At 58.2% G+C, this 12,847-nt stretch carries 10 protein-coding genes; 8 read left to right on the forward strand and 2 right to left on the reverse strand.

The genetic code is table 11. From position 1 onward, the window contains the following. Positions 1–2: 2 nt before the first annotated feature. Positions 3–1,676, reverse strand: coding sequence for a DNA repair protein RecN (gene recN, locus KRR23_RS09845; RefSeq protein WP_216742353.1), 1,674 nt, complete (start codon positions 1,674–1,676; stop codon positions 3–5). A gap of 248 nt (positions 1,677–1,924) precedes the next feature. Here recN and grpE point away from each other — a divergent pair, with 248 nt between their 5' ends. From grpE to KRR23_RS09885, 8 genes are all read left to right on the forward strand, one after another. Continuing rightward, the gene (gene grpE, locus KRR23_RS09850; protein ID WP_054594072.1) at positions 1,925–2,491 is read left to right on the forward strand and encodes a nucleotide exchange factor GrpE; all 567 of its coding nucleotides are present in this window, start codon (positions 1,925–1,927) and stop codon (positions 2,489–2,491) included. 102 nt (positions 2,492–2,593) lie between these two features. Next, positions 2,594–4,510, forward strand: coding sequence for a molecular chaperone DnaK (dnaK, locus tag KRR23_RS09855; RefSeq protein ID WP_216742354.1), 1,917 nt, complete (start codon positions 2,594–2,596; stop codon positions 4,508–4,510). A 319-nt stretch (positions 4,511–4,829) separates the two neighbouring features. Beyond that, positions 4,830–5,954: a molecular chaperone DnaJ gene (gene dnaJ, locus KRR23_RS09860; protein WP_054594070.1), complete on the forward strand. Its 1,125-nt coding sequence runs from the start codon at positions 4,830–4,832 to the stop codon at positions 5,952–5,954. A gap of 10 nt (positions 5,955–5,964) precedes the next feature. Continuing rightward, the gene (gene dapB, locus KRR23_RS09865) at positions 5,965–6,771 is read left to right on the forward strand and encodes a 4-hydroxy-tetrahydrodipicolinate reductase (protein WP_216742355.1); all 807 of its coding nucleotides are present in this window, start codon (positions 5,965–5,967) and stop codon (positions 6,769–6,771) included. Between the two features lie 258 nt (positions 6,772–7,029). Continuing rightward, positions 7,030–8,166, forward strand: coding sequence for a glutamine-hydrolyzing carbamoyl-phosphate synthase small subunit (carA, locus tag KRR23_RS09870; protein ID WP_216742356.1), 1,137 nt, complete (start codon positions 7,030–7,032; stop codon positions 8,164–8,166). Positions 8,167–8,305: 139 nt separating this feature from the next. Then, positions 8,306–11,527: a carbamoyl-phosphate synthase large subunit gene (carB, locus tag KRR23_RS09875; protein WP_216742357.1), complete on the forward strand. Its 3,222-nt coding sequence runs from the start codon at positions 8,306–8,308 to the stop codon at positions 11,525–11,527. Next, positions 11,524–12,000 (forward strand): transcription elongation factor GreA, encoded by a 477-nt coding sequence (gene greA / locus KRR23_RS09880; protein ID WP_054594066.1) that lies wholly within the window; start codon positions 11,524–11,526, stop codon positions 11,998–12,000. Before carB ends, greA begins: the two co-directional genes overlap by 4 nt. A gap of 28 nt (positions 12,001–12,028) precedes the next feature. Next, on the forward strand, positions 12,029–12,433 hold the full coding sequence (locus KRR23_RS09885) for a hypothetical protein (protein ID WP_054594065.1): 405 nt from the start codon (positions 12,029–12,031) through the stop codon (positions 12,431–12,433). 9 nt (positions 12,434–12,442) lie between these two features. On the opposite strand, the gene KRR23_RS09890 is transcribed toward KRR23_RS09885, so the two are convergent. Beyond that, positions 12,443–12,751: a YhbY family RNA-binding protein gene (locus KRR23_RS09890; protein WP_019691785.1), complete on the reverse strand. Its 309-nt coding sequence runs from the start codon at positions 12,749–12,751 to the stop codon at positions 12,443–12,445. Between the last annotated feature and the right edge of the window lie 96 nt (positions 12,752–12,847).

Genomic DNA, 12,847 nt, shown 5'->3' on the forward strand with positions numbered 1-12,847 from the left:
CTTTAGATTTTTGCCGTCACGACCATTTTCTTTGCGTGGGCCAGGGACTCCTTGGTCAGGTCGATCCCTCCCAGCATTCGTGCCACTTCTTCAATACGCTCGTTTTTACTCAGCTTGGACACGGCGGTGTGCGTGGCATCGTCACCGCGCACCTTGTGGACAAATAGATGCTGATGGCCCTGGGAGGCTACCTGCGGCAAGTGCGTGACGGTCAGCACCTGTCCGCGCTCTCCGAGGCGGCGCAAGAGCTGGCCGACAATTTCCGCTGTCGGGCCGCCAATCCCGACGTCCACTTCGTCGAACACCAGTGTTGGCACTCGCGAGGTTTGTGCGGTGATCACCTGGATGGCCAGGCTGATTCGTGACAACTCACCCCCCGATGCGACTTTGGCCAGTGCCTTGAGCGGTTGCCCTGGGTTGGCGCTGACCAGCAGTTCCACCTGTTCGAGGCCGTTGGGCAGCAGTTCAGTGCTGGTGTTGGGGTGTAGCTCAATGGTGAAGCGGCCGCCGGGCATGCCCAGGCGTTGAATTTCCTGTTCGACGGCATTGGCCAGGCTGGTCGAAGCCTGATGACGCAGATCGCTCAGCTCCCGGGCTTTTTCCTGGTAATGCCGGGCGAATGCACCCAGCTCTTCGCTCAGTCGTTCGATGGACTCGTCGTTGGCATTCAGTGTTTCGATTTCGTCCAGCAGTCGTTGCTGAAGCTCCGCGACTTCGGTGGGTTGAATCCGGTGTTTGCGAGCCAGGGTGTAGATCGAATCCAGGCGCTCTTCGAGTTGCTGGAGGCGTGCCGGATCGGCATCGAAATGGTCGAGAAAACGGTTCAGTTCGCCGACAGCTTCTTCCACCTGAATTTGCGCGCTGGTCAGCAGATTGGTTGCTTCGCCCAGGGCGCCGACCGAATTGTTCACGCTCGACAGGCGATTGAGGCTGGCTGTCAGGGCGTTCAGTACATTGCCGGAATCGCTTTCGCTGCACTGCTCGACCACTTGTCGGCAAATCCCCAGCAAGGTTTCGGCGTTGGTCAGGTTTTTGTGTTCCTGCTCCAGTTGCTCAAGCTCACTTTCGCCGAGGCCGAGGTTTTCCAGCTCTTCGAGTTGATAGCTGAGCAATTGGTGGCGAGCGCGCTGCTCGTCGCCGGAGTTGGAGAGGCGCTCCAGCTCCTGGCGAGTCTGGCGCCAGCGCTGGGCGGCCAGTTGCACCTGGCGGGCGAGGTCCGTGGCGCCGGCGTATTCGTCGAGCAGCCGACGGTGCGTGTCGGTTTTCAGCAACGATTGGTGTTCATGCTGGCTGTGGATATCGATCAGCAGTTCGCCAAGGGCTTTAAGGTCGCCCAGCGGGCAGGGGCTGCCATTGATGTAGCCGCGCGAGCGACCCTCGGCGGTAATCACCCTGCGCAGGATGCATGGGCCGTCGGTGTCGAGGTCGCGCTCGGCCAGCCAGGTACTGGCTTCCGGAATATCGGCCAGGTCGAACGTGGCCAGGATGTCGGCCTTCTCGGCGCCTGGGCGAACCACGCCGCTGTCGGCGCGATCACCAAGTGTCAGGCCCAGGGCATCGAGCATGATCGACTTGCCGGCGCCGGTTTCCCCTGTGATCACGCTCATCCCGCGATCAAGTTCCAGATCGAGATGTTCAACGATTGCGTAGTTATGTACGGACAGGTGCACCAGCATAGAGGCCGCTCCCAGGCTTTAAGTCTGGTTATTTATACAGTGTTTTGTTTCTGGCTGACAATGCCCGTGTTTAGCTCGATTTGCTTGGGAAATGGATTTTTTTAAAACCGCCGGGATATTAAATCAGTCGTTTTGTAAGGGTAATGGCGTTCAGCGCTCCGGCAGCCCTTGAACCTGGAATTTGCGACCCCATATACCGGGGCAGAAGCGCGAGTCGAGTTCGCGCACGATTTTGAAAGGAGAAATCTATGGCTGACGAACAGACGCTGGATACGCAAAATCCAGACGCCAATCAGGCTCCCGAAGCATCGGGTGAAGACCTGGCGGCTCGTGTACAAGTGCTCGAAGAGCAACTGGCTGGCGCGCAGGATCAGTCTTTGCGTGTTGCTGCCGATCTGCAGAACGTCCGCCGTCGCGCTGAGCAGGATGTAGAAAAAGCTCACAAATTCGCGTTAGAGAAGTTCGCCAACGACTTGCTGCCGATCGTCGACAGCCTGGAGCGTGGTCTTGAGCTGTCCAACCCGGACGACGAAAGCATCCGCCCTATGCGTGAAGGCATCCAGCTGACCCTGAAAATGTTCCAGGACACCCTGAAGCGTTATCAGTTGGAAGCGATCGATCCTGAAGGTGAGCCGTTCAACGCTGCACATCATCAGGCGATGGCCATGCAGGAAAGTGCAGACGTCGAGCCCAACAGCGTGCTCAAGGTGTTCCAGAAGGGTTACATGCTCAACGGTCGTCTGCTGCGCCCGGCCATGGTCGTGGTCAGCAAGGCTCCGGCGCCGGTTTCGCCTTCGATTGACGAGCAGGCTTGAAATCCGCCGTAAGGCCCCCATTTAGATGTCAAGCGTTTAAGTGCTACCGCAGTTAGCCACCACTGCTGCGGCAACCAAATCCAAAGTTTCGGGAGAGTGAACATGGGCAAAATTATCGGTATCGACCTGGGGACTACCAACTCCTGCGTCTCCGTGCTGGAAAACGGCGTAGCCAAAGTTATTGAAAACGCTGAAGGCGCGCGCACGACGCCGTCGATCATCGCTTATGCCAACGATGGCGAGATCCTGGTGGGTCAGTCGGCCAAGCGTCAGGCTGTGACCAATCCGCACAACACCCTGTATGCGGTGAAGCGTCTGATCGGCCGTAAGTTCGACGAAGAAGTCGTACAGAAAGACATCAAGATGGTCCCTTACAAAATCGCCAAGGCTGACAATGGCGACGCTTGGGTTGAAGTGAACGGCCAGAAAATGTCGCCGCCACAGATCTCGGCTGAAATTCTGAAGAAGATGAAGAAAACCGCCGAAGACTACCTCGGCGAGACTGTGACTGAAGCGGTCATCACTGTTCCGGCCTACTTCAACGACAGTCAGCGTCAGGCGACCAAAGACGCCGGCCGTATTGCTGGCCTGGATGTAAAACGCATCATCAACGAACCAACTGCAGCCGCTCTGGCCTACGGTATGGACAAGGCCAAGGGCGATCACACCGTGATCGTTTATGACCTGGGTGGCGGTACTTTCGACGTCTCCGTAATCGAGATCGCCGAAGTCGATGGCGAGCACCAGTTCGAAGTGTTGGCCACCAACGGTGACACCTTCCTCGGCGGTGAAGACTTCGACATTCGTCTGATCGACTACCTCGTTGACGAATTCAAGAAAGAAAGCGGCATGAACCTCAAAGGTGACCCGCTGGCCATGCAGCGCCTGAAAGAAGCTGCTGAGAAAGCCAAGATCGAGCTGTCTTCGAGCCTGCAGACCGACGTTAACCTGCCGTACATCACTGCAGATGCGACCGGTCCTAAGCACTTGAACGTGAAAATCTCCCGCGCCAAGCTGGAAGCGCTGGTTGAAGACCTGGTTCAACGCACCATCGAGCCTTGCCGCATTGCACTGAAAGATTCGGGTATCGAAGTTGGCGCGATCAACGACGTGATCCTGGTCGGCGGTCAGACCCGTATGCCACTGGTTCAGAAGCTGGTGACCGAGTTCTTCGGTAAAGAAGCACGTAAAGACGTTAACCCGGACGAAGCGGTTGCCATGGGTGCTGCTATCCAGGGCGCAGTATTGGCCGGTGACGTGAAAGACGTTCTGCTGCTCGACGTCAGCCCGCTGACTCTGGGTATCGAAACCATGGGCGGCGTGATGACTGCGCTGATCGAGAAAAACACCACGATTCCTACCAAGAAATCGCAAGTGTTCTCGACTGCCGATGACAACCAGGGCGCAGTGACCATTCACGTGCTGCAAGGCGAGCGTAAGCAAGCTGCCCAGAACAAGTCCCTGGGCAAGTTCGACCTGGCCGAGATTCCACCAGCACCACGTGGCGTGCCACAAATTGAAGTGACCTTCGACATCGACGCCAACGGCATCCTGCACGTAGGCGCCAAAGACAAGGCCACCGGCAAGACTCAGTCGATCGTGATCAAGGCCAACTCCGGTCTGTCCGAGGAAGAAATTCAGCAGATGATTCGCGATGCTGAAACCAACGCTGACGAAGACCGCAAGTTCGAAGAGCTGGCCACTGCCCGTAACCAGGGCGACGCGCTGGTTCACTCGACGCGCAAAATGGTCGCTGACGCTGGCGATAAAGTGACTGCTGAAGAGAAGACCGCAATCGAAGCTGCCGTGGTTGCCCTGGAAGCCGCTGTTAAAGGCGACGACAAGGCTGCCATCGAAGCCAAGGTTGAGGAGCTGTCGAAAGTCTCCGCTCCAGTGGCGCAGAAGATGTACGCCGAACAGGCCCAGCCAGCTGAAGGTGCGGCACCGCACGCTGAGAAGGCCGAAAAGGCTGACGACGTTGTCGATGCTGAGTTCGAAGAAGTTAAAGACCACAAGTAAGTTGTTGGTCGGCCGGTTGACTGCCTTTGTGCGGTGACTGGTAGGATGTCGCCGCGCGGGAGCTTGCTCCCGCGTTGGCGTGTCTGGAGTAGACGAATTTTTACAGCATGCGACAGCGTTCGGATGCTGGCGGTAAGGTCGGGAATGCTCCTGCTTTCCGATTCATGAATGCCGCAACAGCAAGCTGGTGTTCCAGCTTCGAATCAAAGACCAGGATCGTTGAATTGACGTGAGTTGGGTCCGGGCCTGTATTGGGGCTCAACGAGTTTGGCGAAGCTCAGGAGGGGTTTGCCGAACGTCCTTAAGAGTGCAAAGACTTATGGCAAAGCGTGACTATTACGAAGTGTTGGGTGTTGAGCGTGGCACGAGCGAAACGGACCTGAAAAAGGCCTACCGTCGCTTGGCAATGAAGCACCACCCGGACCGTAATCCTGACGACAAAGCGTCGGAAGAAAAATTCAAGGAGGCCAACGAGGCCTACGAAGTACTGTCCGATTCCAGCAAGCGCGCGGCGTACGACCAGTATGGTCATGCCGGTGTCGACCCAAGCATGGGTGGCGGCGGTGCTGGTTTTGGTGGTCAGAACTTCTCCGATATCTTCGGTGATGTGTTCAGTGACTTCTTCGGTGGTGGTCGCGGCGGTTCCCGTGGCGGTGCTCAGCGCGGTAGCGATCTGCGCTACACCCTGGAGCTGAACCTGGAAGAAGCGGTGCGCGGCACAACCGTGAATATCCGTGTTCCGACACTGGTCAACTGCAAGCCGTGCGACGGTTCGGGTGCCAAGAAAGGTTCTGCGCCGGTCACCTGCCCGACCTGCGGTGGTATCGGTCAGGTGCGCATGCAGCAAGGCTTCTTCTCGGTGCAGCAAACCTGCCCGCGTTGCCATGGCCAGGGCAAGATCATTTCCGATCCATGCAACTCCTGCAATGGCGAAGGTCGTGTCGAAGAGTACAAGACTCTGTCGGTGAAAGTGCCGGCTGGCGTTGATACCGGCGACCGTATTCGTCTGTCTGGCGAAGGCGAGGCGGGGACTCAAGGTGGGCCGACTGGCGACCTGTACGTGGTGATCAACGTGCGCGAGCACGCAATCTTCCAGCGTGATGGCAAGCATCTGTTTTGCGAAGTGCCGATCAGCTTCGTCGATGCGGCGCTGGGCGGCGAGCTGGAGATTCCGACCCTTGATGGTCGGGTCAGGCTGAAGATTCCTGAAGGCACGCAGACCGGCAAGCAGTTCCGGGTGCGTGGCAAGGGCGTGGCACCGGTTCGTGGCGGTGGCGCGGGCGACCTGATGTGCAGTGTGGTGGTCGAGACTCCGGTCAATCTGGGGCGTCGTCAGCGCGAATTGCTGGAAGAGTTCCGCAGTTCCCTGGCGGACGACAACAGCCATTCGCCGAAAACCACCGGTTGGTTCGAAGGCGTGAAGCGCTTCTTCGGCGATCTGTAAGGAGTCAGGCATGCGACGTATTGCTGTGATGGGCGCTGCCGGGCGCATGGGCAAGATCCTGATCGAGGCGGTGCAGCAGCGCGCACCGCTCACCGGGCTGACGGCGGCAGTCGTGCGCCCTGGCAGCACGCTGATCGGCGTGGATGCCGGTGAGCTGGCCTCGCTGGGGTGGATCGGTGTACCGCTGTCCGGTAGCCTGGAAATGGTGGCGGCTGAGTTCGATGTGTTGATCGACTTCACGCTCCCGGAGGTCATGCTGAAGAACCTGGCGTTCTGCTGCAAGGTGGGCAAGGCCATGGTCATCGGCACTACGGGGCTGGATGCTACGCAAAAACAGTTGCTGGCCGAGGCGGGGAAGGACATTCCAATTGTCTTCGCGGCCAATTTCAGTGTTGGCGTGAACCTGTCGTTGAAGTTGCTCGATATGGCGGCTCGCGTGTTGGGTGATGATGCTGATATCGAAATCATCGAAGCTCATCATCGAAACAAGATCGATGCGCCTTCGGGTACGGCTTTGCGCATGGGCGAGGTGATCGCCAGCGCGCTGGATCGTGATCTGCAGAAGGTTGCGGTCTACGGGCGTGAGGGTCACACCGGTGTGCGCGAGCGCGAAACCATCGGTTTTGCCACCGTTCGTGGTGGTGATGTGGTTGGCGATCATACGGTGCTGTTCGCCTGTGAGGGCGAGCGACTGGAAATCACCCATAAAGCGTCCAGTCGCATGACCTTCGCCAAGGGCGCGGTGCGTGCCGCGTTGTGGCTGGATGGTCGTGAGCCGGGTCTTTACGACATGCAAGACGTGCTCGACCTGCGTTAAGATGCCCCCGAAATCGGGTTCAAACACAGCGTTTGAGCCCGATTTATCCCGCCAAGCGACGTCCTGTCGCATTCCCCGGCCTTTTAGGCTCATTGGCGGTAGACCAAAAAAGCCTTTTTCTGTAAGCTACAGCTTTAGTGTGTCCACTAAAAGCGCGCAGAATAATTCAGTGAAGAAGCGGGGTGACGTGTCCATACGTCACTCCGCTTTTTTGCAACCTGCGATCGCCCTTTCAGGCTTTATTTACGGGAGGTCTTCTTGACTAAGCCAGCCATACTCGCCCTTGCTGATGGCAGCATTTTTCGCGGCGAAGCCATTGGAGCCGACGGTCAAACCGTTGGTGAGGTGGTGTTTAACACTGCCATGACCGGCTATCAGGAAATCCTTACCGATCCTTCCTACGCCCAACAGATCGTTACCCTGACTTACCCGCACATCGGCAATACCGGCACCACGCCGGAAGACGCCGAGTCCGACCGCGTCTGGTCTGCAGGTCTGGTGATTCGTGACCTGCCACTGGTTGCGAGCAACTGGCGTAACACGATGTCCCTGTCCGACTACCTGAAAGCCAACAACGTTGTGGCAATCGCTGGTATCGACACCCGCCGCCTGACACGCATCCTGCGCGAAAAAGGCGCGCAGAACGGCTGCATCATGGCTGGCGACAACATCTCCGACGAAGCTGCGATTGCAGCGGCGCGCGGCTTCCCGGGCCTGAAGGGCATGGATCTGGCGAAAGTCGTCAGCACCAAAGAGCAGTACGAATGGCGCTCGACTGTCTGGGATCTGAAAACCGACAGCCACGCGACCCTCGACGCTTCCGATCTGCCGTACCACGTGGTTGCCTACGACTATGGCGTCAAGGTCAACATCCTGCGCATGCTGGTCGAGCGCGGTTGCCGCGTGACCGTGGTGCCAGCTCAAACGCCGGCTGCTGACGTTCTGGCTCTGAAGCCGGACGGTGTGTTCCTGTCCAACGGCCCGGGTGACCCTGAGCCATGCGACTACGCGATCCAGGCCATTAAAGATGTGCTGGAAACCGAGATTCCGGTGTTCGGCATCTGCCTCGGCCACCAACTGCTGGCCCTGGCCTCTGGCGCCAAGACCCTGAAAATGGGTCACGGTCACCACGGTGCCAACCACCCGGTTCAGGATCTGGATACCGGTGTCGTCATGATCACCAGCCAGAACCACGGTTTTGCGGTAGACGAGGCGACTCTGCCAGGCAACGTTCGGGCGATCCACAAATCGCTGTTCGACGGCACCCTGCAAGGTATCGAGCGTACCGACAAGAGCGCGTTCAGCTTCCAGGGTCACCCTGAAGCCAGCCCTGGTCCGAACGATGTGGCGCCGCTGTTCGATCGCTTCATCAACGAGATGGCCAAGCGACGTTAATCGCCGGGCTTGAGCATGTAGCGAGAAGTCCCTGAGGGTGGCCCCGGTAATCCGGCGGTCCCTGAAGGGCTTCAGAGATTGATCAAGACGGCTTCTCCTCGGGGATTGCCGTCGGACCTGCGGATTTGAGTGACTACCCATGCCAAAACGTACAGACATTAAAAGCATCCTGATTCTCGGCGCTGGCCCGATCGTGATCGGCCAGGCTTGCGAATTCGACTACTCCGGCGCCCAGGCTTGCAAAGCCCTGCGCGAAGAGGGTTACCGCGTCATCCTGGTGAACTCCAACCCGGCCACCATCATGACCGACCCGGCCATGGCCGACGCCACCTACATCGAACCGATCAAGTGGCAGACCGTTGCCAAGATCATCGAGAAAGAACGCCCGGACGCGCTGCTGCCGACCATGGGCGGCCAGACCGCTCTGAACTGCGCCCTGGACCTGGAGCGCGAAGGCATTCTGGAGAAGTTCGGCGTAGAGATGATCGGCGCCAACGCTGACACCATCGACAAGGCTGAAGACCGTTCGCGTTTCGACAAGGCGATGAAATCCATCGGCCTGGCTTGCCCGCGTTCCGGCATCGCCCACAGCATGGAAGAGGCCAACGCGGTCCTCGAGAAGCTCGGCTTCCCATGCATCATCCGCCCGTCCTTCACCATGGGCGGCACCGGTGGCGGTATCGCTTACAACCGCGAAGAGTTCGAAGAAATCTGCGCCCGCGGTCTGGACTTGTCGCCGACCAAAGAGCTGTTGATCGACGAATCGCTGATCGGTTGGAAAGAGTACGAAATGGAGGTTGTCCGCGATAAGAAGGACAACTGCATCATCGTCTGCTCGATCGAAAACTTCGACCCGATGGGCGTGCACACCGGTGACTCGATCACCGTGGCTCCGGCACAGACCCTGACCGACAAGGAATACCAGATCCTGCGTAACGCCTCCCTGGCGGTACTGCGCGAGATCGGCGTGGAAACCGGTGGCTCCAACGTCCAGTTCGGCATCTGCCCGAACACTGGCCGCATGGTGGTCATCGAGATGAACCCGCGGGTATCCCGTTCCTCGGCGCTGGCTTCGAAAGCGACCGGTTTCCCGATTGCCAAGGTCGCGGCCAAGCTGGCTGTGGGTTACACCCTGGATGAACTGTCGAACGACATCACTGGCGGTAAAACCCCAGCCTCTTTCGAGCCGTCCATCGACTACGTCGTGACCAAGCTGCCACGCTTCGCTTTCGAGAAATTCCCGAAAGCCGACGCCCGCCTGACCACTCAAATGAAGTCGGTTGGCGAAGTCATGGCTATCGGCCGGACCTTCCAGGAATCCCTGCAGAAAGCTCTGCGCGGTCTGGAAGTTGGTGTGTGCGGTCTGGACGAGAAGCTCGACCTGAGCAATCCGGAAAGCATGAGCGTGCTCAAGCGCGAACTGACCGTGCCGGGTGCCGAGCGTATCTGGTACGTGGCTGACGCCTTCCGTGCCGGCATGAGCGTCGAAGACATCTTCGGCATGAACATGATCGATCCTTGGTTCCTGGTGCAGATCGAAGACCTGATCAAGGAAGAAGAAAGGGTCAAGACGCTGGGCATGTCCAGCATTGACCGCGACATGATGTTCCGTCTCAAGCGCAAGGGCTTCTCCGATCAGCGTCTGGCCAAGTTGCTGGGCGTCACCGAGAAGAGCCTGCGGACTCACCGTCACAAGCTGGAAGTGTTCCCGGTCTACAAGCGCGTCGACACCTGCGCGGCCGAGTTCGCCACTGACACCGCTTACCTCTACTCGACCTACGAGGAAGAGTGCGAAGCTGCGCCATCGGGTCGCGACAAGATCATGATCCTGGGCGGCGGTCCTAACCGCATCGGCCAGGGCATCGAGTTCGACTACTGCTGCGTACACGCGGCACTGGCGCTGCGCGAAGACGGGTACGAGACCATCATGGTCAACTGCAACCCGGAAACAGTTTCCACCGACTACGACACCTCCGATCGTCTGTACTTCGAGCCAGTGACTCTGGAAGACGTGCTGGAAATCGTCCGCGTCGAGAAGCCAAAAGGCGTGATCGTTCAATACGGCGGCCAGACTCCGTTGAAGCTGGCGCGTGCCCTGGAAGCTGCTGGCGTACCGATCATCGGCACCAGCCCTGATGCCATCGACCGTGCTGAAGACCGTGAACGCTTCCAGCAAATGGTTGAGCGTCTGAACCTGCGTCAGCCACCGAACGCCACCGTGCGCAGCGAAGACGAAGCGATTCGCGCTGCCAGCAAGATCGGCTACCCGCTGGTAGTGCGTCCGTCCTACGTATTGGGCGGTCGGGCGATGGAAATTGTCTACGAAGAAGACGAACTCAAGCGCTACCTGCGTGAAGCGGTTCAAGTGTCCAACGACAGTCCTGTGCTGTTGGACCACTTCCTCAACTGCGCCATTGAAATGGATGTGGATGCGGTTTGCGACGGCACCGACGTAGTCATCGGCGCGATCATGCAGCACATCGAACAGGCAGGCGTTCACTCCGGTGACTCCGCGTGCTCGCTGCCACCGTACTCGCTGCCTGCACATATCCAGGACGAGATGCGTGAGCAGGTCAAGAAGATGGCTCTGGAGCTGGGCGTGGTCGGCCTGATGAACGTTCAGTTGGCGCTGCAAGGCGAAGACATCTACGTCATCGAAGTCAACCCGCGCGCTTCCCGTACCGTACCGTTCGTGTCCAAGTGCATCGGTGTTTCCCTGGCAATGATCGCGGCTCGCGTGATGGCCGGTAAAACCCTGAAGGAAATCGGTTTCACCAAGGAAATCATTCCTAACTTCTACAGCGTGAAAGAGGCGGTGTTCCCATTCGCCAAGTTCCCTGGCGTTGACCCGATCCTTGGCCCGGAAATGAAGTCCACCGGTGAAGTGATGGGCGTCGGTGACACCTTCGGTGAAGCCTTTGCCAAAGCCCAGATGGGTGCCAGCGAAGTGCTGCCGACCGGCGGTACTGCCTTCATCAGCGTGCGTGACGATGACAAGCCGCTGGTTGCAGGCGTAGCCCGTGATCTGATCAACTTGGGCTTCGAAGTGGTCGCCACTGCCGGTACTGCCAAGCTGATCGAAGCTGCAGGCCTGAAAGTGCGCCGTGTGAATAAGGTGACCGAAGGTCGCCCGCACGTGGTCGACATGATCAAGAATGACGAAGTCACGCTGATCATCAACACCACTGAAGGTCGTCAGTCGATCGCTGATTCGTACTCCATTCGTCGTAATGCCTTGCAGCACAAGATCTACTGCACCACCACCATTGCTGCTGGCGAAGCTATCTGTGAAGCGCTGAAGTTCGGTCCCGAGAAGACTGTGCGCCGCTTGCAGGATCTACACGCAGGATTGAAGGCATGATCAAATACCCAATGACCGTTAAGGGGGCGAAAGCCCTCGAAGAAGAACACGCTCACCTGACCAAGGTCGTCCGTCCGAAGCTCAGCCAGGACATCGGTACGGCTCGCGAGTTGGGTGACTTGAAGGAAAACGCCGAATACCACGCTGCTCGCGAGCAGCAGGGTATGGTCGAAGCGCGGATCCGTGATATCGAAGGCCGCATGCAGAATGCGGTGATCATCGATGTCACGAGCATTCCTCACACCGGCAAAGTGATTTTCGGTACCACCGTTGAAATCGCCAACGTCGAAACGGATGAAAGTGTCACTTACCACATCGTGGGCGAGGATGAGGCTGACTTCAAACTCGGCAAGATCTCCGTCAGTTCGCCACTTGCTCGCGCCTTGATTGCCAAGGAAGAGGGCGATGTGGTGGCGGTCAAAACGCCTAGCGGCGTTATCGAGTACGAGATTGTCGAAGTCCGCCATATCTGAAGGCAAGCGCCTGCTTCGTGCGGGCGCCATGCTTTGGCAGCTGACTCAGATGTTATGGGTTGGTGGCCTGTGGTTGTTGCACATCGGTCTGCTGCCGGTGCTGAGCCGTATTGGCCTGGCACCGCTGCTGATCGAAGAAATTTCAAGCATGCTGAGTGCGCTGCTGGTCGGGTTTTCAGCGGCGTGCGTGGTTTTTCAGGTTTTGGTGCTGGTTCAGGCCAAGGGCCTTGTCAGTCTATGGCGCGATATTCGCGGGCAACTGCTGTTGATGGCGCTATACGCGAGTGCGATGTACTTCGTCGTGCGAATCGACTGGCCGCAGGCGCAGCACTGGTTGTTGTTCAGCTATCTTGTGCTGGGTTTTTCCGGGTTGCTGCTGGTTTTACAGCCGGTGCCGGGATGGGGTGGCAGGGTGCGCGAAGCACACCCTTGACCCGTATCATCACTTGAAGCGATGAACGTTCGACAACTGCTTGTTGACGCTGAAGTTCTTGCGGTAAATCAGCGCCATCTTGCCGATGACTTGCACCAGATCCGCTTTGCCGGCCTTGCACAGTTCTGCAATGGCTGCCAGGCGCGATTCGCGATCGAGGATGCTGAGCTTGATCTTGATCAGCTCGTGATCGCCCAATGCGCGTTCCAGTTCGGCTAAAACACCTTCAGTCAAACCGTTGTCAGCCACAGTCAAAACTGGTTTCAGATGGTGGCCAATGGACTTGTACTGTTTCTTCTGCTCTTGAGTGAGCGGCATAATCTGACCCCTGCGTCTGATCTTGTAAAAAGCGGCGGCCAGTTTACCCGAGCGAGTCCGGGACCGCCCAGTTAATCGCGACTCGTTTATTTTTTT

It is taken from the genome of Pseudomonas sp. CVAP#3, assembly GCF_018986375.1.
GTDB lineage: Bacteria > Pseudomonadota > Gammaproteobacteria > Pseudomonadales > Pseudomonadaceae > Aquipseudomonas > Aquipseudomonas helvetica.